This is a genomic window from Kineosporia babensis (genome assembly GCF_021129305.1).
Taxonomy (GTDB): domain Bacteria; phylum Actinomycetota; class Actinomycetes; order Actinomycetales; family Kineosporiaceae; genus Kineosporia; species Kineosporia babensis.
Genome location: NZ_JAJOMB010000006.1, coordinates 62216 through 82667, shown reverse-complemented (window position 1 = coordinate 82667; position 20452 = coordinate 62216). Strand labels below are relative to the sequence as shown.

Genomic DNA, 20452 nt, shown 5'->3' with positions numbered 1-20452 from the left:
CTGGCACCCGTGATCATCGCGGCGTTCGGCGCTGAGATGGTCTGCATGACCCGACCACTCACCGAACCGGCGCCCACCAGCGTCCACCATTCGGCTGTAGCAGTGACTCTCGACGGAATCTCGCACACCTACAAGTCCCGGGCCGGGCACGTACCGGCGCTGCGTGGCGTGACCCACACGTTCGTGCGCGGCACCTTCACCGCCGTGATGGGGCCCTCCGGTTCCGGCAAGTCCACCCTGCTGCAGGTCGCCGCCGGCCTCGACCGGCCCACCCAGGGCGAGGTCCGGCTCGGTGACGTGGCTTTGGGCGGGCTCTCCCAGACCCAGCTGACCAAGCTGCGGCGGACCTCGATGGCGTTCGTGTTCCAGGCCTACAACCTGCTGGACGCGCTCACCGCCTTCGAGAACGTGGCCCTGCCGGCCCGGCTCGCCGGACGACGGGTGGACAAGGCGGCGGTGCGCGAGGCCCTGCGTCAGGTCGGGCTGGAGGAGAAGACCAAGCGCCGGCCGCCGGAACTGTCGGGTGGCCAGCAGCAACGCGTGGCCATCGCCCGGGCCCTGCACCTGCAGCCCGAGGTGCTCTTCGCGGACGAGCCGACCGGCGCGCTGGACCGGTCCTCGGGCCGCCGGGTGCTGGAACTGCTGCGCGAAGCCTCGGACGTACGGGGGCAGACCGTGGTGATGGTGACGCACGACCCGCTCGCCGCCTCGTACGCGCACTCCACGTTGTTCCTCGAGGACGGTCAGATCGTGGGCCGTCTGGAACGCGCCGACGCCACCCAGATCGCCGCCACGATGAGCGAGTTGGAGCGGTGATGCTGCGCCTGAGCCGGCAGACCGTCCGTTACTCCTGGCCGCCGTACGTCGGTGCGCTGGTGGCGCTGACCTTCGGTATCGCCCTCCTGACGACCGCAATCACCGTGATCGCCGCCGTGGACGGCACCGCGCAGCAGGCCGGCCTCAGCGCAGCCGAGCGCTCGCAACTGGACGGGCTGGCGTCCCTGATCGGGATCATGGCCGGGGTGGCGCTGTTCATGGCCGTTTTCGTGGTCGGCAGCACCTTCGGGTTCGTGGTCGCGACGCGCCGTCGTCAGCTCGGGCTGCTGCGTCTGGTCGGGGCCACGCCCCGGCAGGTGCGGCTGATGGTGCTAGGCGAGTCGACGATGGTGGCGCTGCTGGCCGCGGTGGCCGGATGCCTGCTGGGTTCGGTGGCCACACCCGCGTTCCTGGCGGTGCTGAAGTGGCGCGGTCTGCTCACCGTCGACCTGACCCTGCACACGCCGTGGCTGCCCTGGACCATTGCGGCATCGTGCGGGTGTGTGGTGGCGGTGCTGGGTGCCTGGCGTTCGTCCAAGCGGGCGGCCAAAGTCTCGCCGATGGCGGTGTTTCAGGAGGCCGGGCTGGAACGGCGCCGCCCGAGTGTGTGGCAGTTGCTGATCGGCACCACCTGCCTGGGCGGTTCGGTGGTGACCCTGGCCCTGAGCACTCAACTGGACCCGCTGTTCGCCCTGGTCGCCGGCATCCTGCTGCCCGAAGCCATCGTCCTGGGCCTGTACTGCTTCGGCGGCTGGCTGTTCCCGCCGCTGGCCGGGCTCCTGGGCCGGCCCTTCGCCGAGCGGGACGTGGCGGCGCGCCTGGCCCGCGACCACGTCCGCACCGCGGTTCGGGCACCGGTCGCGCTGGCTGCCCCGATCCTGGCGATCTCGGCCATCGCCGGCTCGATGATCGTCACGCTCAGCTTCACCGCGGACTGGGCCACGGGCCTGGACCGTGAGCACCTCGCCACGCCTTACGTGGTGGAAGGCGGGACCGAGGCCCTGCGCGAGCTTCCGCTCGCCGATCCCCGGACCACGCTGACCCTGCCGATGGGCCTCGAGCGCGAGCAGGAGCAAGTGGACGTCCTCGAACCCCGAACAGCCGTCGCAGCACGAGGTTTGCATGCGGTCAAGGGATCACTGAAGGACGCTCGGCGCGGCGTGGTGGTCACCGACAGCTGGGCGCTGGACTCGGGTGTGCGTCTGGGTGATCGGCTGCTCGGCGGCCGGGTGGTGGCGCTGGTGGCCGACGCTCCCGGACTGCACAGCGACGTGATGATCGGCCGTGATCTAGTACCGGCCGACCAGCGGGACGTCGCACCCCAGCTGTGGTTCGTCGATCCGGGTACGGCGAATCTGCCCAAGCTGCTGGCGGGTTCGGGCTCGCGGATCCTGACCGCCGAGGAATGGCTGACCGAGACCGAGGCCCAGACCCGGCAGAACAACAACCTCGCGCTCTGGGTGCTGCTCGGGCCCTCCGGTCTGTACGCGGCAATCGCAATCGTGAACTCGGTCCTGGTGAGCGCTTCTCAGCGCCGTGCACAGCTGCGCACGGCCGGGCTGCTGGGCGCCACCGGGCGGCAACTGCGGCGGATGGCGCTGTGGGAAGCCGGGCTGGTCGGGGGCTCTGCGCTGCTGGTGGGTGCGCTGGTCACGGCGGTGGTGGGCTGGACGATCCGCAGCGCCACCGCAGCCGACGTGGCCGAGCAGAGCCTGACCATTCCCTGGCTGCCGGTGCTCGCGGTCGTGTTCCTCTGCGCGGCCCTGACCCTGCTGGCTGCACTGGCCGGGAGCCGCCGCGTGGGCTGACTGCTGCCCATCATGCATACTTTGCACAGTGTGCAATACTGAACGGGTGACGACGAACTCGGCAGACCTGCGCGAACGCCGCCGCCGGGCCACGGCGCGCGAGATCCACCAGGCCACCCTGCGGTTGTGCGCCGAGCACGGGTTCGAGCACGTCACCGTGGACATGATCAGCGCCCAGGCCGGCATCTCCCGGCGCACCTTCTTCAACTACTTCCCGTCCAAGGAGGCCGCGGCGGTCAGCGGGCCACGGGGCCTGCCGGACGATGCTCTGGCCGAGTTCCTGGCCGGTTCCGACCGGGAGCCGGTGCCGGTCCTGCGTGACCTGACCCGGTTGCTGCTGCGCGAGCTCGCCGAGAACCAGCCCGAGCGGGAGGAACTGCGTCAGGTCATGGAACTGGCCAAGGCGTACCCCACGCTGATGGCCGCGATGCTCGGCAACTTCGACCGGTTCGAGCGGGTGGTGGGTGAGGCGGTGGCCCAGCGCCTGCAACTGCCGGCCGGGCACGTCACCCCGACGCTGATCACCTCGCTGGCCTTCTCGGCCATGCGGACCGGCCTGCACTGCTGGTCGGAGGCACCGGAGTCACCCGCGAGCCCGGTTGCCCAGGTCGAGCAGACCGTCACCCTGCTCCACAGCTTTCTCGCCGACTGAGGCGAGTTCCCAGCGCGAAGGCGCGCACCCGTCCCCCATTTTCTTTCCCCCGGAGAAAACACCCCATGGCCGAATCCATCCCGGCCGCCAGAACACCCGAGAACAGCGGCCCCTCTGAGGTTCCCGCCAACTTCTGGGTGATCTTCAGCGGCCTCATGCTCACCATGCTGCTGTCCGCGCTGGACCAGACCATCGTCAGCACCGCCCTGCCCACCATCGTCGGCGAACTGCACGGCGTGCAGCACATGGCCTGGGTCACCACCGCCTACATCCTGGCCGCCACCATCGCCATGCCGGTCTACGGCAAGATCGGCGACCTGATCGGCCGCAAGACGCTGTTCCTGTCCGGGATCGGGATCTTCCTGGCCGGCTCCACCATCGCCGCGCTCGCCCAGGACATGACCTGGCTGATCATCGGCCGCGGCATCCAGGGCCTGGGCGGCGGTGGCCTGATGATCACCTCGCAGGCGATCATCGCCGACCTGGTGCCGGCCCGGCAGCGGGCCAAGTACATGGCCCCGATCGGTGCCGTCTTCGGCCTCTCGTCGGTGGCCGGGCCGCTGCTGGGCGGCTGGTTCACCGACAGCATCGGCTGGCGCTGGGCGTTCTGGATCAACCTGCCGCTGGGCCTGCTGGCCCTGGTGGTCTGTGCGATCGTGCTGAAGCTGCCCAAGCGTCAGGTACAGGCCCGGCTGGACGTACTGGGCTTCGTGCTGATGGCCGCCGCCGTCACCGCCACCGTGCTGGTGGCCGACTGGGGCGGCACGGAATACGAGTGGACCGATCCGATCGTGCTCGCCACCGCCGCCGGTGGTGTGCTGGCCTGGGTGCTGTTCTTCGTCTGGGAGTCGCGGGTGGCCGAGCCGCTGATCCCGCTGTACCTGTTCCGCAGCCGGATCTTCAACATCGCCACCCTGATCGGCATGATCGTGATCGGCGTCGGGATGTTCGCGATCATCGGTTACCTGCCCACCTACCTGCAGATGGTCTACGGGGTCAGCGCCACCGAGTCCGGCCTGCTGCTGATCCCGATGGTGGTCGGCATCATGTCCGCGGCCATCCCCTCGGGCAACGCGATCAGCAAGACCGGCCGTTACCGCTGGTACCCGATCGCCGGTGTCGCACTGGTGATGCTGGCCGCGCTGCTGATGAGCACCCTGACCGTGGACACCACCGTGGCGCTGATCTGCGTGTACGTGTTCGTCCTGGGCGCCGGGCTGGGCCTGATGATGCAGACCCTGGTGCTGGCCGTGCAGAACGACTTCCCCTCCTCGGACGTGGGCACCGCCACCTCGGCCAACAACTTCTTCCGGGAGATCGGAGCCACGCTGGGCATCGCAGCGGTCGGCGCGGTGTTCACCAGCCGGCTCACCGACCAGCTGGCCGAGCGCCTGACCGCCTCCAGCGCCCAGGCCGTGGGTAACGCCGACTCACTCACGCCGGCCCTGGTGCACGCGCTGCCCCAGGAGGCCCAGGACGCGGTGATCGCCTCCTACCAGCACGCCCTCACGCCGGTGTTCCTGTACCTGATCCCGATCTTCGCGGTCGGACTGGTGCTGGCATTCCTGCTGCCGGAGAAGGAACTGGCCGACGGGCGCGCCCCCGAACCGGAGGTCGAGGAAGCCACGGTCTAGAACTTCAAAGAATGGGGGACGACGTGCGCACGTCGTCCCCCATTCTTGCTTTGGTCTGTGGTCAGGGAATGTACTGCTCAGCCAGAGCCAGCACCGGCCCACTGTTGGTGGAGGTGTCCGTGTGCCGCAGCCAGACCGCGACCCCACGGTTGGAGTCGCTGTTGAAGCTCTTCACCAGCTCCTCGGCCGTGATCTCCTGCCGCTCCACCGCGCCGGGCTCCGGGAGCAGGGTGTTGACGCCGACCAGGCTGGCCTGAGGGTCGACCACGTAACGGAACTCCCCCATCGTCGCGTCCTCGGCCACCACGTAGTCGTTCGGCGGAGTGATACCGCCGTTCACCGTCTTGGCCGCCTTGCCCAGGTAGAACTCGGCCTGGCGCAACGTGATCCGCAGCTTGCCCCCGTCCAGCTCGGCCTTGGTGATGAAGCCGAACTCCAGGCCGGTCTTGGCGTAGCCCAGCTCGTCGGTGGGCTCCTCCGGGATCGGCTCGTAGCTGGCCCCGACATCGGCCGGACCAGCCTGCACGGCATTGCTACCGCGAGTGCTGACCACCTCGACCGCATCATCATCGGACCGGTTCAGGGAACTGACCGCCGCGATCGCGCCGACCACGAGCACACCAGCGGCAACGGACAGCAGGATCGGCCTGGCATTCAAGGGGACTCTCCTCGGGAAACCGTCAATGCGCGCCGATCCTCCCACGCAGCCCCGGTCACCGGTTGTTCCCCTTCCTTAACTGTACCGGCTTGAGGGGGGCTTGCAGCAAGGGCCCCGTTGTGCGGCAGAGTACCTGCGGCAGAGATGTTTTCGGGGAGGAAAAACATGGTCACGCAGGAACTGATCGCGATGATGACCGAGCAGAAGGAGCTGATGATCCGGACCGGGGCGGGCGCGCCGGGCCCAGTCGCTCTGGAGGCCAAGCGGGAGCAGCGCGAGGTGTTCGTGCGGCACGCCGACCGATTGCGCGAGCTACTGCAGACCCACGGCTGGCCGAGCGACGAGCAGGCGGCGCGAGCGGCCTGGCTGATCGCCCAGCACGCCGACACCCAACTCGATGTGCAACGCCTGGCCCTTCACCTGCTGCGCCAAGCCGTCGCCGAGGGCGCGGCCAACGCTCGTGACCTGGCGTTCCTGGAGGATCGAGTGGCGATGAATGAGGGCCGCTATCAGGTCTACGGCACGCAGATCGCCGATGTGGTGGACGGGCAGCCGGTGCCGTGGCCGTGCACCGATCCCACCGGCCTGGACGAGCGCCGGGCCGAGGTCGGCATCGAGTCGTTCGCGGCCAACGCGGCCCGGTACAGAACGCCGTAGTTAGCCATCGCCCAGACCTTGCGGTGCCCCAGGCCGGATGCCGTCGCCCCTCACTGCAACTACCAGAGGACGCCCGCCGGCCGCAGCTTCTTGGGCGAGGGTTGGCGCGTGGTGGGGTGGGTCTGGAGCGAACGGTTGAACCTACCTGAGCCTTAGCGTCCGAGGGACAGGCCGGTGTCAGGGCTGAGCCGGGCCAACTCGGTTCGGGTGCGGATGTTCAGTTTTACGAAGGCGTGCCGCAGGTGAGTGCTGACGGTGTGCGGGGAAAGGTGCAGTTCGTCGGCCACCTGGCGGTTGGTCCGGCCCAGCGCGACCAGGCGGGCAACCCGGGTCTCCGATTCCGTCAGACCGGCCCATCCGGTCTGAGGGCCTTCCGGGGCTCGCCGACGCACTCCGTGCTGGCGCAACAGACTCCGCACCCGTCCCGCATCATGGTCTGCGCCCAGCGACGACCACTGGTTCAGCGCGGAATCCAGTAGAGCAACGCCCGCGCTGCGGTCAGTGCGGGCCATCGCCACACCCGCGTCCTCGTAAACCCGGGCTTTCAGCAGGAGCCGCTCATCGGCGTCATACATTTCGACCGCTTTGGACAGCCGATCGGGATCGGCCAGCAGCATTCCGCGGGCGTGCATTTCCGCCGCTGCGACCAGTCGGTCCTGCGGATGGCGGCTCGCCTCTGCTGTGAGGCGCTCGACGGCCGCCTCGGCTCGTTCGGGTTGGTCAGCGCGCAGCAGCAGACGCACCAACGTGGCCGTCTCCGCGTGACCCGAAAGTGCCACGATGTCCACGCAACCCGAGAACAAGTCGTCCATTGCTGGGTCTGGGGAAACCGCTGGAGTACCGGAGGCTTCGTCGAGCAGTGCGCGCAGCCACTGCCCGCGCCCTTTCCAAGCTTTCCCAGGGCCCATCGTTGCCGCATGTGACCTGGCTGCTGGCAGCAAGTTTGGGTCACCGCGGTGCAGCGCGACATGAGCCAGCACAGAGGAGGCGAAGCCACGGAAGAGCGCTGTGCCGAGCTCTTCGGACATCGCCTGGATGCCTTCCGCCTCCGCCTGAGCTTCGTTCAGACGGCCGCTGCGCAACAGGATTCGCGCCCGGATCATCGCCCACGTCCACTCGTTGGCGTGCTGACCATCGGCTCGGGCCAGGCGCAGGCCTGCCTCGGTGAGCTGCCAGGCTTCGCTCAGACGACCCATCGCGTCCAGCATCATCGCTTTGTAGCCGTCGGGCAGCCACAAGGCCCGAGCACCCGGAACTTGGTCTCGTAGGCGGATGGCCTGGTCGGCCTTGTGGAGCCCGGTTTCCCAGTCGCACTGCTGGAAGCCGCTGACTGCGTCGGTGATCACCACCGCCGACATCAGCAACGGGTCGGTGTTCTTCGCGGCCAAGGCTTGGGCGGCCTGAGCGTGCCGGCGGCCGCCTGCGGCGTCACCCGAGATGATCAGGGCGTTGGCCAGGGCCGCGCAGAGCCGGGCACGCAGGTGTTCGGGCAGATCAGGCAGGGCTAGGGCCTCGTGGCAGAGGGTGGCTGAACGGGTTGCGTCAGCCGGCAGAAGCACCTCGGCGAGCAGGCAACGCAATCGGGCCGCGGTCGGTGGCTCCAGTGCGGCTGCGGCATAGCGCTCGAACAGCGCTGATGCCTCGTCCACCTCGCCGGCCAGGACCAGCTGGGTCACGGCGTCGGTGAGCAGCGCGCCTTTGGCAGCTCCAGGGCGGGCCAGGTCCAGGGCGCGGGTGCTGAGGCGGGCAGCGACCAGCGGCGAGCGCGGGGCGATCTCGGCGGCGGCTAGCTGTAGCAGGGCGATGGATCGGGTGTCGCCGTGGGTGGCGGTCTGCAGGACCAGGGCAGCGACGTCGGCGGCCGGTGCGCCTTCGGCCAGGCTTGCTTCGATCGCTTGTCGGCGCAGGTCACGGCGTAGCGGCTCGGGCAGGCCGGTCTCGATCGCTTCGCGGACCAGGTCGTGCCGGAAGGCGAACCGATCGCTCTGCTCGAGGATCAGTTGTGCGTCCAGGGCTTCTCTCAGTGGGCTGAGCAGGGTGGCCGGGCTGCGGTCGAGCATGCGGGCGAGTTGGCCGGCGGTGAAGGTGCGGCCCAGGATGGCGGCCAGTTCCACGGCCGCGCGGGCTGGCTCGGACAGCTGCCGGACCTGTCGGCGGATCGACTCCCGGAAGCGCTGTGGGGCTAAGCCTGAGCGGGTCACGGCTTCGCCCGCTCTCAGCTGCCCATCTTTGATGTCGTGCAGCAGTTCGCCCAGCAACAGCGGATTGCCTTGGGCACCGGCCAGCAGTTCACTCAGGTGCGGGTGCGGGGTGGTGCCGAGGACATCTCGCGCGACCTGTTCCACAGCTGCTTCGTCCAGGTCACCCAGGCTCAGGACGTCGGCGTCAAGGTCTCGTGAGGCGCTGGGGCGGCGGGCGATCAGCCAGAGGACGGGGTCGGCGGCCAGGCGGCGCAGCAGGGTTCGCACCGCAGTGGCGGCTGCCGCGTCGGCCCATTGAAAGTCGTCGAGCACCACCAGAACGGGAGTGTCCAAGGCGGCGCGCTCGAGGCCTTCTTGCAGTTCTCGGACCACATCGTCGGGGCCTGCGCTGGTGCTGGTGCCGGGTAGGCCGTCGAGTAGTTCCAGCACCTGCCACGCCTGCTGACCAGCGCCGGTGAAGACCCGCAACCCCTGTGTCCGGGCCTGCTCGCTCACCTCGGCCAGTAGCCGGGTCTTGCCGCTACCGGCCGTCCCCTCGACGACGACTGCGCCACCGCGGCCTCCGGCAAGGAGGTTCAGGCGGCGGCGCAGTTCAGTTAGCTCGGTTTCCCGGCCCCGCAGAGGTGGCCTGGTCATCGTTTCTCCCGGCCGCCGGATGACGGCTGGCCGGGTACGGCCGGGTGGCGGCTTCGGCCCACGATATCGGTGCCCGGTCTCGAGCCCCGTTTCGGCCTCGTGCCCGAGCGGTCAGCCGGCTACTGGGCGATCATCAGGTCCCCTGTCGGCAGGGTCTGGCAGGCCAGGGTCCAGCCGGCGTCGATCTCGGCTGTGGAGAACTGGCCGCGCGGATCGCTGTCGGCGGGGCCGCTCAGAACGCGGATCTTGCAACTGCCGCACACTCCCTCCTCGCAGGACTGCTCCACCTCCACCCCGGCATCATTGGCTGCGGTCAGCAGCGACTCCCCTGGGCGGCACGGGAACGCCTTCCCGTCCGGCATGGCGATGGTGAACTCGTCGACCGTGGCGGCCAGGGCGATAGCGTGCGCGCGCTCCAGCCGGGTCTGCTTGCTGTCGCCCGACACGAAGGCCTCGGTGTGCACACGGTCACGAGGAACGCCCAGGTCTGCGAGGTGGCCGAGGATGGCCTGCATCATCGGCGCCGGTCCGCAGACGTGCACTCGGCTTACATCAGCCACGTATGGCGTGAGTTGCTCGGCCCCGATGCGCTGGCCTGCTTCGGAGGGGAAGAGTTGCACCTCCAGGCCCGGCAGCGCCGGCAACTCGTCGGCGAAGGGCAGCTCACCGCGGTAGGCCGCCAGCAGGGTGATCCTGCCCTGGTGTCCGGCCGCGACGGCAGCGTGCAGCACGCTCAGCAGCGGGGTGATGCCTATCCCTCCGGCGATCAGCAGCAGCGGGCCCGGGTCCTCGGCGAAGTCACAGGTGAAGTCGCCGAGCGGGCCGCTCGAGCGCAGCACCTGCCCCGCCGCCAGCTCGTCGTTGAGGAAGACCGAGCCCAGGCCCTCCGGCTCGCGCTTGACCGCGATCTCGACGAATCCGCGCTCGGCCGGGCTGCTGCAGATTGAGTACGACCGGGCGATCGGGTCGATGGCGACCGGCAGGTCCAGGGTGAGGTACTGCCCGGCCTGGAAGGTGAAGGGCAGCTCATCACCGTTGAGTGGCTCCAGGCGGAAGCGCTTCACCGAAGCGGTCAGCTGCTGCACCGCAGCGACTTTCAGGTAGCCGGATTCGGCTGGAGCGGCCTGGTAGGTGCTGACCGTTTCCCACATCGTCCCGGTCTGCTCCGGCTCGAGCACCAGCCCGGCAGCTCTGAGACCACCCGACAGCGCGCCGACCACGCCAGGCATGTCCGCGTCCTGGCCGGCCAGGATCAGCCCTTCCACCGGCAGGAGCGGGCCGGCCGCCGTCGAACGCAGGCGCTCGGGTGTGGCGGGAAGGCCGTAGAAGATGCCGCGATCGCTGTTCTGGTAGGTCTCAAAGGTCAGCGGGGTTGCCAACTCGGCGAACACGATGGCCTCACGCAGGCCCGGCCACTGGGTGTCCAGGCGGGTGATCAGTTGTTCGATCTTGTCCCGCTTGAACTGTCGATAGCTCTCGTCTTTGGCGTCGCGCCAGCGATCGAAGTCGGCCGGGTCGACCATGGCGAAGGCCTCGACCGTGTGATGCCGGGCGGCCGGGTTGTTCAGCGAGGCGAAGGCGACGTAGAAGGTTTCGTCATCGTCGGGCATGAACCAGTGATTGCCGCCGCGGGGCCCGAACTCGGCGGGTGAGCGGTCCAGGCCGAGAAACAGCGAGACGCAGGAGAAACCACCCAGGCTCTGCAGGGGAGCCGGCCGGCCGATCAACTCGTAGGTCTTGACGTGCCCGGCATCAGAGATCACGGTCTCGGCCTTGACCTGATAGAGCCCTTCGGGGCCGAGCACCTCCACCCCCACCGCCCGGCCGTCCTCGATCAGCACGCGCTGAACCCGTTGCCGAGCGCGCAACTGCACCCCGCGCCGCTGCAGCGCCTCGATCGAAAGCCGGCCCACCTCTTGGGCGCCGCCCACCGGATGACAGCCGCCTTCGCCGTAGTAGGAATGCGTCACCGCCGCGTGGTAACTGAAGGTGCCCAGCTCTGGCGGCGGCCCGTAGAGCGCCCAGCGCGCACCCAGAATGGCCCGAAGCCTCGGGTTCCGGAAGCTCAACTGCAGGTGCTCTTCCAGCGTGCGATACACCAGCGGAAAACGCTTCTCGTGCTCAACCAGGTCGGCGCCCGGCAGTGAGACGAGGTCATTGCGCTCGTACAAGGCATCGGTGGTCGCCAGCGCCTGCCCGAAATACCTGGTGATGGCTTCTGCCTCGTCCGGGAACAGTTCGCACAGCCGCCGCTCGTACTCCCCCAGCCCGCCGGGGACAGCAAAATCGAACCCGGTGAAGTGCAGGATGTCGAAGTCCTGGGGCATCGGCGCCAGTTGCAGTTGACCCTCGGTCAGGTACTGCAGGAACGGCTCGTGGCGGGCACTCAGATAGTGCAGCCCGGTATTGAAATGAAACCGTCCCTCCCGGGAGAACTCGTGGGTCATTCCGCCCAGCGTGTAGTGCTGCTCCAGCACCAGCACGCGCTGCCCGCCGAACTCGGCCAGGGCCCGGGCCGCGGCCAGACCGCCCACACCCGAACCGATCACAACGGTGTCGACTTCTTCGGACCTCATCGCCGTGCGCCTCCTCGATCTCGATCACCAGCCCTTCGCCAGCGCTGCAATCCGATCAAGAACGGCCCTCCGGCCACATCGCACAAATCAAGTATGTTTGGAATCGGTCGGCTACCTGCACGAACTTCGCCAGCGCCCGTGAGTGGCTGTGCGGCCTCGTCGGTGAGTGAACCGGAGAATGCGACCAGCGTGCCGGTTTCCGGACCGTCCCCAAGCTGCCTGCGCTCATTCGCCGGCGTTTCTGCGGTCCACCTCCTCCCGCCAGGCCCTGGCCTCGCGCTTCAGAAGGTCTCGCACCAGCGCAGCCGGTAACGGACGGACCGCCGAAGGCCGGAGCACAGTCTCGGTCTGCCAAGCCTCCGCCTCGGCCGTCAGCAGGTCCTCGATGTTGTCCGGCAGCCGAACCGCCGATGACGTGGCTTCCCAGTACACCGGCTGACGTGGGGTGATCAACCCCACCGGATCCTTCACCCGTTTCCCCAGCAGATGCCAGGGAACCTGCTCGGTCAGTACCTTGCCCAGGTCCCCCTCGTAAGTCAGGGCAACGGAACCGTCCCGGGGGTAGAGCACGATCTCACCGTCGACATCCACAACGGGTCCTCGCCGGACCGCCCGCAGGTGCCCGTCCTGGCGCCAGGCATGCGGGGTGGCCATCACGTCCGTACCGGTCAACTCCGCCAGACGGCTCCCGAATTCGTGATCGACCCCGCCCATCACGAGCAACACCGGCCGCGGAGCCGGGTCACCCGCTGCCGTCCAGCGATCCGGGAACAGGTCCAGACGGCGGGCGAACTCCTTCACCGTCAATTCCTCACGAATCACCTCCCGTTCGCGGTTGGACGTGAGCAGGACATGCCCGGGCCCGCCGGCCGAAGCCGGACGATAGGTGCCCGCGACCGGATACCACTCGCCGTACCGAGGCAGGGCGAAAGCCGCCTGCAAGAGCGTCAGTTCAGCGCGGAACCGATCTGATCCGGGTTCCGGAGCCTCGACCGGCAGGTCCGGAAGCCACCGGCCATGAGCGGTCGGGGAACCCAGTTCCCGGTGCAGAAGCCGGTTCGTCACCACGGTCTCGCTGTCCACCAGAATCTCGACCGCTTGGTCCAGTCGATGCACCACGTTCCAGTCGCCCTGCCCGTGCGACGACGAGCGGCGCTCGCGATGAGCACCGAACTCCTGAGCCACCAGCAGCCCGGCCTGAACTCGCATGAACGGGGCCAGTCGCCGGTGCGGGCTAGGGTACGGCAGCCGCTCGTTCACGGTTTGGATGACGTCTTTGCCGTGATCGCCGCCGGCGCCCGCGCCGAAGGTGAACAGCACCGAGGGTGTTGCCAGCGGCTTGTTCACCACGCCACCGATCGTGCCGCTGAGGCTGTCCCCGAAGATCTTCAGATTCGCCTGTTCCCGCATGCCGTTGGTCTCGGTCAGCATCGCGCTGGTGATCCAGTCCACTGTCTCGGCATCGTAGAACCGATGGGTCAGATGCAGACTGCCCCGCGGGTCGGACAGCGAACCGTCTTCCAGAACGAGCGGTGGATAGGTGTGGCCGTCCCCGGTGGTCAGGTGAAAACTGGTCACGGTCTGGGTGTGCCCCACCATGGCCGAGTACGCCTCCCTCGGCCCACCGGTGACCGCCATCAAAGTACGGACGATGCCCGGCGCCTGGGTGCCCAGCAGATGCAGGGTGGAGTCGTACAGTTCACGCAGAGCTCTCGGGCTGAGGTTGGAGACCACCACGTTACGATCGAAGATCTCGGCCCGCGACACGGGAAGCTCACGTAAACCGTTCTCCCGGAGAATCTCCGACAGATCCCCGATCCCCTCAAGCACAACCGCAGAACGTCCGGGAACCGGGCCCGGGGCCCGCAGCACCCTGTCGAGAACATGAACCGTCTCGGGCACGTACACCCTCACCACCGCAGGACTACGCTCCTGGGCCACCCAGTTCAGGGCTCGCCCAGCCAGGCCCAAGCCCACTGCGCGAACCGGCTTGGAAGGCCGGAAATAGCGCTCGGCAGACACCGTGATCTGGTACATGCCCCGGTAACCGTGCACCTGTCCGCTGAACTTCAACAGGTCCCGGGTACGCAGCATCTTCGCCCGACTGCGAACCTCCGAGATGTACGGGTTGCTCATCACCGAACCAGACACGTTGCCCCCGCTGGTTCCGGGCAGCACCGGAAAGGCCGACACGGTTCCGGTCGCCGTGTTCATTCGCATGGTGAACCAGTTCTTGAGAGTCACGCCTTTCTGGGTGTTCACCTTGCCGATGTACTGGTCGCCGGTCTGCGAACCGTCGTAGAGGTAGCTGCCGTCCGGTGCGATCAGGCCCGCCTCGACCCATTCCGGGCGGATTTCCTCCGGCGGAATCTCCTGCGAGCGAAGGGTCAACGTCACGTCCTCGATCCCACCGGGAACCGAACGGCTCTGGTGCAGCAGCAGCCCGGGCCCTTCCATCGGATACCGCTCCCCCAGCACCGCCCCCTCGTCCAGCAACGTACTCAGCCCGGCGTTGAGCCCGACCGGCACCCGCCCGTCCTTCCCGGCAACCCATTCCCCGTCGAGCAGTTTCGGGTCGATCCCGACCAGAACGGCCCGGACTGCGGCCAGCACGTCGTTGATCGTGCCCGGGGCCTCCTGCGGGACGTCCAGGGTGATGGGCAGCGTGAAGAGTGGGAAGCTCTGGGGAGACAAGGTCTGGGGAATGCCGGTGGGCTGGGGCTGCGGAAGGTCGGCTTCCGGACGCAGGACCAGCAACCCGCCCAGAACGACCAGACGGGCTCCGCCGTGCCGGGTGTCGGCCGAATTGAGCGCCAGATTGGCGTCGGCGCTGTCGACCTGGATGTCCCAGACCATGCCTGAACGAACCAGGGTGTGCTCCCGTTTCTCGAAATACAGGCGTCGGGCACCGATTGGCTCGTTCAACTGGATCTTGCTGATCTCGGTGTCACGCACCGTGCGAGTGCTCGTGGCCGTGAAAGCACCGTTTCCGGTCCGGACCGGGTCGAGGCCGGTGGTGGCCATCTCGGTGGGCCGCACCCGGTACCGGGAGAAGGTCGCGGGCTCGGCCTGAACCACGACGGTCTGCTGGAAGGTGCCGTGGCCGGCCTCGACATGCTCGGTGAACGGCCGGCCGACCAGGGTGACCCGGGCATGCCGGTTGGCGGTCGCGCCGGCGGCGAAGTAGTGGTTGAACGAGACGATCTCGCGGTTGATCATCAGCCGGCCGAGGAACTCGTCCTCGTTGATCCAGGTCTCGAGCGGGTTGCGGTAGTCGCTCTCCGGGATGCCGGCCGCTTCCAGCAGCCGGGCGGTCGTCGCCGCAATCTCCGGTACGCCAAGGACTTCCAGAGCGAGATCGTTGCGCCGCAGTCGTGGGGTCTCCAGCACCGGACCATTGGTCAGAGCGGCCAGATCCATCGGGGGCAGGGGGCCCGGACCGGGCGGCACGATCGTCTGAACAGAACCCAGAACGGGGGACGCCGGTGCTGGGTTCCCGGGGTCGGCGGTGGGGGAGAGTCCTTCCGGGACGTTGTAGCGGATGATGCCGGCGATGTTCCGGGATCCTGACCATGAGAAGGCCTTCGGAACTGCTCCGGTCGCGGACTTGACCAGTGCGGCCGAGACCACTCCCCCGGTGGCCACGTGCGGTTCGAACACAATCGAGGTGTCGATCCTGAAGCTGGCCGGGAAGGTGAACGACCGGAAGGCCCCGCTGTACTGGTAGCCGTGGGTGATCGAGGTGCCGTTCCGGATCATCGCCTCGACCTGGTGCCGGTTGCGCCAGCCGACGCCCAGAGTTCCCCGGGCGTCGGTCACGCCACCGGACGAACCACCGAAATTGCCGCTCCAGGTGGAGGACACGTCGGCCAGAAGCCGCTCGATGTTGGCGAAGTCGGAGTAACCGATGTGCGTGTGGTCGATGGCACCCTTGGCAAGTTTCGCGCCTTCCCAGGTAGTGCCCTGATCGGAACGCACCTGTACGGCCAGTTTCAGCCGGCCGCCCGGCGCGTCGAGGTATGTCGTGCGCGAGTGATGGTGGCTGATCAGCTGGCTGGTGAACGGCAGGGCCGTCCGGACCGAGAAGTTCTGCATGATCCAGCGTTCGAGGTCGTGCGCGTCCCAGGCCGAGAGCCCCTGAGCACCCAGCAGTCCTGAGCGGTTGAGCCCCTCCTGCAGCAGCTCGGTGGCTTCACCGGCGATCCGGTAGTAGGTGCCGAGGACGTCCACCACCCCTGGCCCCCGGCTCTTTCCGGCCAGGACAGAGGGCGGCGGCTGCCGGTCACGGGCGCTGTCCGCGTCCACCGGCAACCGAGAGCCAGGGCGCACGGTCAGGTCGTCGGTACTGTTCACGACCGCCTCAACCTCCTTCTCGAAACGATCGGCCTCGTTCTCACCGACCCGCAGGTACCGGATGAGCCGGGAGGCGATCGGCTCCCGGGCCGTGTGGTCGTCGGACCGGACGTCTGTCTCCAGCTCTGCCTCGATGCGGTAGGTGCGCCATTTCCCTTCGATGTTTCGCACGCGCCAGTCACCCGCGCCGCTGGAAGCTCCCTCCTCCCGGGTGCGGGCGCCCAGCGGCCCGCTACTGCCTCCTAGGCCGAACGACGAACTTCCCTCCGGAAGACCAATCTTCGGGAACCGGACCGACCCACGCCCCGCACCCCCCTGCGTCCCCTGGTAGTTCTTGGTCTCGCTCCCCCAGAACAGATGCCGAGCATCCTGGCGCATCGATCCTTTACCGGTGTCGACCAGTTGTACCGACAGCGCCTGGCCCTTGAGACGGAAGGCGGCCCAGCCACCGTGATCGTCGGTCTCCATTGCGGGAGTCAGGTAACCGGATCCGAAAATGTCCATCCGATGCCGTAATAGCGAGGAATCTGTGAAGAGGTCGTCCAGAGCTCGCCGGGTCTGTTCGCCGATCCCGGTGAACCTTCCGGCCAACTGCCGGGCCGGGTCGTCGGCCGCGTCCAGACTGATCGACTCGTCGATCGGGACGACCCGCCAGAGGACGTCCATGAGCGCCTCCCGCTGCATCGGTGAGGCAGCCTCCGGGAGCCGGAACAGACGTCCTTGATTGGTTCTGATCTCCTTGGACTCGGGAGACTCGTTGTCGGGGAAGGCCAGCAGGACGTTCTCGGCGGCGGTCAGATCCTCGGCCCCGGCCCGGGTCAGCCGCCAGCGGCTTCCGGTAGGACCGCGGTCCGCCCTGGTGCTGAAGTAGGCGAACTGAGCGGTCTCGACGAAGTGCTCGGTGGTGTAAAGACCGCCCTCCCACCTGGCCTGCAGCTTCTGACCGCGCGCAGTCAGCCGGCCGCCCACACTCAGCGTGGCCGCACCGGGCAGGTTCACGTCCAGGCCGGCATTGAGGTTGGCGGAACGGCCGTCGTAGGTGGCGGCGTAGGTACCCGGGATGTGGATGTGGGTGGGGTCGCTGGTCTTGGTCGGCTTCTGTCCGATCCGCAGGTTCTGCATGTCCTCGGGCTTGCGGTACGTCACCGCGCCGTCCTCGTGCAACGGTCCCAGGTCAAGATGCAGGCGCACGCCGTGCCCCAGGTCCAGCCCTTCCGGAGCGCTCAGGCGCCGTCCGGCCTCCCATCCGGACTGCTGGTCCTCGTATCCGTGGTCGGTCTGCTCCACCGCTGGGACGTGCTCCGGCGGCGGTGCCTGGTTGATCAGAGCCAGATTCGAAATCTCCTGACGGATAGCTGTTCTCACCGTTTCGTCGATCCGGTCACCGAAGGCGATGACTGCCCGGTCGGCAACGCGGTCGAGGGCCTGGACCGGAACGTCGCCCACGCGCACCACATGACCCAGCTCACCCCAGGGCACCGGCCGCCCGGCCTCTGTCTCGACCAGGACCCGGCCAGGCAGACGGCGGCCGGCTGCGGAGGCCTCCGGCTGCGGCTTCGCAGTATCCCCTCCGGCCGCGGCATGATGCGTCTGGTAGTCCTTCTCCAGTTTCGCCAACTGCTCCTGCAGAACCGCGGCGCGGTCGGCCACGCCGGCGTCCGGGCTCAGAACGGCCAGGCGGTTGAGGCCGGTCTCAATGTCGTTCAGGGCCGCGCGCGCGGTGACGACGTCGGCCGCCGTCAGCGGACCCGGGGCAACCGGGCCATGAGTTGCCCCGGGCGGACCGTAGCGATCGGCATACTGCTGGCTCAGTGCGCCGATCCGGTGGGGCAGGTCAGAAGCCTGCGTGACGGCTGCGCCGTGGATGGCGGTGAGTTCGTCCTCCACGGTCCGGACGATCCGCTCGAAGGTGTCGCGTTCCTGACAGCTGGGCCGTTGCAGGATTGTCAGTTCCTTTGCGGAGGAGAAACTTTCGTTCAGAGACTGACGATGTTGCTGCTGTTCCGGCAGCGGAAGCAGGGCTAGCGAGCGACCGGTGTCACCGATCCGGACCTTGAGTTGCTCGAGATCATAGATGCGCTGCTGAGCCAGACGATCGTGCCAGTCACTCCAATCCTGCTGCAGGTAAAGACGTTCGGCCCGGGTGCCGGCGTTCGCCAGGTCGCGCACCAGTGCGTCCAGCCCTGCCTGGTCGGTCGAGAATGCGGGGACCGTGACCCTGGCCAGCTCTCTCAGGTGAGCCGGGGACAGTTGGCCGTCCACCGAGACGACCGCGCTGCGCAAGGTCGGGTCGTCAGCGACCATGGCCCGCAACCGCTCCATACCGCGCAGCTCGCCGACCGTGTATCCCTCGGGGTAGAAGTGCCGGGCCAGCACGGCGTCGTTGAGCAAGTCCGAGCGCCGGGCGCCGACCTGCTCCGCCAGCCGGACTGCACCTTGCGGGCTGTCGGCGCCAAGGTCCCGCAGGTGCTGAAACGCTTCCCGCTGGGCTTCGAACCAGCGAATTCCCCGGGCTGCGGGCAGATCCAGCACACGTTCGGCCTCAGCCAGAATCCGGTTGCCCGGCAGGGCTTCTCGCCCAAGTGGGTGATGGGACGTGCTCGGCAGGGTCAGCGCGTCGGCCAGCCTGCCCAATCGGCCGGTCTCGGGAAGTTCCACGACCCGGCCGGCGCTGTCGAGCACGATCGCCCGGGCCTCGACCGGCATCTGAGGGGCCTGATCGACGGCCCGGATCTGCTCGCCGCGCGGCGCCTGCGGATCGACCCAGAGCACCTGCCCACCCCAGTTCGTCACCGCGAACGCGTGCTGAGGGCGCTCGGGCAGGCGTGAATAGACGAAGGCAGTACTACCCGGCCCACTGCGCTGCACGGCTTCGGTCACGGCGCCCCAGGTGTTTCCGACCGGCTGCCATCGTCGCGCTCCGAGTTCCTGGGCGAGCTGAGCCTCCGGGGTCAGGGCCTGATCCGCAGTCGCAGCGAAAGCCGGACCCGAACCGGAGTACAACCGTTCGTGCAGGCGCCGCAACAGGTCCAGGCAGTCCTCCAGGTATTGCCGGCGCCGGGCCAGCAGTTCGGCGAGGTGCTCGGCCAGGCTGCTGTCTGCTGCCTGTTCAGTTGCCCACGCACCCAAGGCCGGGGTTTCCTCCCCGGCGGCCGAGCGCGGTGCTTCGACCGAGAGATCGTTTCGATGAGTCTGTTCTGCGGCGCGGACTCCGGGACCGAAGGCCAACGTTGCCGGGGAAGTGAGCGGGGCCGGTTCGGTTCTCTCGCGGGGAGGGACCGCAGATGGTGAACCGGCCCGCTCAGCCGACACGCCCCGTTCTCTGTCTTGTTTCGGCGTCCGAGGCAGATCGTTGAGTCCGCTCTGCTTGTTCAGCAGGGCCAGCGTGCCGATCCCGGCAGCCCCGGCGACCCCGGCACTCTCGATCGCTGCCGAGGTCACCGCCGACCAGCCCACCGACCAGGTGCCGTACAGGATTCCGGTGGTCAGCAACTCGGCCACGACGTCCGTACCGACCGCCAGAGGCAGGTCCCGCAGGGCGTTGGCGAACGACCCGGTCTTGCCCAGATCGGGGCCCAGGTTCCGACCCAGCGCCGACAGTCCGCTGTCGAGCACCTTGGCCGCCGTCAGCCCAAGGCCCAGACCGAGGAAGCCCTCAGCCACCGCGTCCACCACTTTCTTCTGGTCCAGGCCCTTGGTACGCAGACCGACCGCGATCTGCTCCAGCTGGGCCAGCAGCACCGGCCCGACCTCAAGCACCATGACCTGCGCCGTCACCCGCGCCATGACCGCAGCCGCGGCCCTGGTCACGGCGGTGCGGGCGATCGTCTGGGCGGCCAGGATCCGGGCAGCCGCCCCCGGCGGGTTGTAGAGCACCTCGACGTAGGCGATCGCGATCTGGATCGCCAGAAAGACCATCATGTATCTCATCAGGCGCTTGAGATAGTCGATCTCCAGGGCAACCGCCTCGGCGTGCCGGCCGGACTCCGAGAGATGGTCCGCCGTCCTCTGCAGCAGACCCGGCTCCTGCAGCACGAAAGGGGCAACCCGCTGCCGGAAAGCTCTTCCGGTCTGGCCGTTCAGATCGCCCTGGACCGCGTGCACGACGGGAACGAGCAGGTCAGCGATCTCCCCCACGTTGACAGCGGAACGCGACAGGACCTCGGCGACGGCCCGTAGCTTGACTTCGTCGACCGCCGGATAAGGAATTCCGGTGACGGCTTCCAGGAAGCGCCGGAGGTCTTGGTCGCGGATGTCGTTCACAAACGTTTGCAACGTCGGCGACCGCGCTGAAGGTTCGCCGAATTTGCCGATGAACAGCCACCATTCACGTGCTTTCGCTAACAACTGTCAGAGCGCCGTCAAAATGCAGCAGATCAGTGAGATCGTTCCCACGATCGTCAGAGACTTGTCAACGAAACCAGTGGCGAGGCTGACCGTTTCGATGGGATTCAGGGTTCG

The 20452-nt window shown here is 68.0% G+C and carries 9 protein-coding genes; 5 read left to right on the top strand and 4 right to left on the bottom strand.

Annotation, left to right across the window (positions count from 1 at the left end):
• Positions 1 to 45 precede the first annotated feature (45 nt).
• The 4 genes from LR394_RS13195 to LR394_RS13180 all read left to right on the top strand — a co-directional run bounded on the left by LR394_RS13195 (position 46) and on the right by LR394_RS13180 (position 4910).
• Positions 46 to 816: an ABC transporter ATP-binding protein gene (locus LR394_RS13195; protein ID WP_231441492.1), complete on the top strand. Its 771-nt coding sequence runs from the start codon at positions 46 to 48 to the stop codon at positions 814 to 816.
• Positions 816 to 2624, top strand: a complete 1809-nt coding sequence (locus tag LR394_RS13190; RefSeq protein WP_231441490.1) for an FtsX-like permease family protein — start codon at positions 816 to 818, stop codon at positions 2622 to 2624. The genes LR394_RS13195 and LR394_RS13190 overlap by 1 nt, the downstream gene beginning before the upstream one ends.
• Before the next feature lie 46 nt (positions 2625 to 2670).
• On the top strand, positions 2671 to 3276 hold the full coding sequence (locus LR394_RS13185) for a TetR family transcriptional regulator (RefSeq protein WP_231441489.1): 606 nt from the start codon (positions 2671 to 2673) through the stop codon (positions 3274 to 3276).
• A 65-nt stretch (positions 3277 to 3341) separates the two neighbouring features.
• Positions 3342 to 4910 carry an MDR family MFS transporter gene (locus LR394_RS13180; protein WP_231441486.1) on the top strand — a complete coding sequence of 523 codons (1569 nt, stop codon included), beginning with the start codon at positions 3342 to 3344 and terminating at the stop codon, positions 4908 to 4910.
• Between the two features lie 61 nt (positions 4911 to 4971).
• On the opposite strand, the gene LR394_RS13175 is transcribed toward LR394_RS13180, so the two are convergent.
• Positions 4972 to 5568, bottom strand: coding sequence for a hypothetical protein (locus LR394_RS13175; protein ID WP_231441484.1), 597 nt, complete (start codon positions 5566 to 5568; stop codon positions 4972 to 4974).
• Between the two features lie 165 nt (positions 5569 to 5733).
• Here LR394_RS13175 and LR394_RS13170 point away from each other — a divergent pair, with 165 nt between their 5' ends.
• Positions 5734 to 6225 carry a DUF6624 domain-containing protein gene (locus LR394_RS13170; protein ID WP_231441482.1) on the top strand — a complete coding sequence of 164 codons (492 nt, stop codon included), beginning with the start codon at positions 5734 to 5736 and terminating at the stop codon, positions 6223 to 6225.
• A 152-nt stretch (positions 6226 to 6377) separates the two neighbouring features.
• Here LR394_RS13170 and LR394_RS13165 read toward each other — a convergent pair whose 3' ends face one another.
• The 3 genes from LR394_RS13165 to LR394_RS13155 form a co-directional block, all read right to left on the bottom strand.
• Positions 6378 to 9062: an ATP-binding protein gene (locus LR394_RS13165; protein WP_231441480.1), complete on the bottom strand. Its 2685-nt coding sequence runs from the start codon at positions 9060 to 9062 to the stop codon at positions 6378 to 6380.
• A gap of 119 nt (positions 9063 to 9181) precedes the next feature.
• Positions 9182 to 11638, bottom strand: a complete 2457-nt coding sequence (locus LR394_RS13160; RefSeq protein WP_231441477.1) for an FAD-dependent oxidoreductase — start codon at positions 11636 to 11638, stop codon at positions 9182 to 9184.
• A gap of 225 nt (positions 11639 to 11863) precedes the next feature.
• Positions 11864 to 20254, bottom strand: coding sequence for a WXG100-like domain-containing protein (locus LR394_RS13155; RefSeq protein ID WP_231441475.1), 8391 nt, complete (start codon positions 20252 to 20254; stop codon positions 11864 to 11866).
• Between the last annotated feature and the right edge of the window lie 198 nt (positions 20255 to 20452).

Bases quoted from the DNA above. Each gene is read 5' to 3' on its own strand.
- LR394_RS13165 (WP_231441480.1), bottom strand. From the start codon at position 9,062: ATGACCAGGCCACCTCTGCGGGGCCGGGAAACCGAGCTAACTGAACTG.
- LR394_RS13190 (WP_231441490.1), top strand. From the start codon at position 816: ATGCTGCGCCTGAGCCGGCAGACCGTCCGTTACTCCTGGCCGCCGTAC.
- LR394_RS13170 (WP_231441482.1), top strand. From the start codon at position 5,734: ATGGTCACGCAGGAACTGATCGCGATGATGACCGAGCAGAAGGAGCTG.
- LR394_RS13180 (WP_231441486.1), top strand. From the start codon at position 3,342: ATGGCCGAATCCATCCCGGCCGCCAGAACACCCGAGAACAGCGGCCCC.
- LR394_RS13160 (WP_231441477.1), bottom strand. From the start codon at position 11,638: ATGAGGTCCGAAGAAGTCGACACCGTTGTGATCGGTTCGGGTGTGGGC.
- LR394_RS13195 (WP_231441492.1), top strand. From the start codon at position 46: ATGACCCGACCACTCACCGAACCGGCGCCCACCAGCGTCCACCATTCG.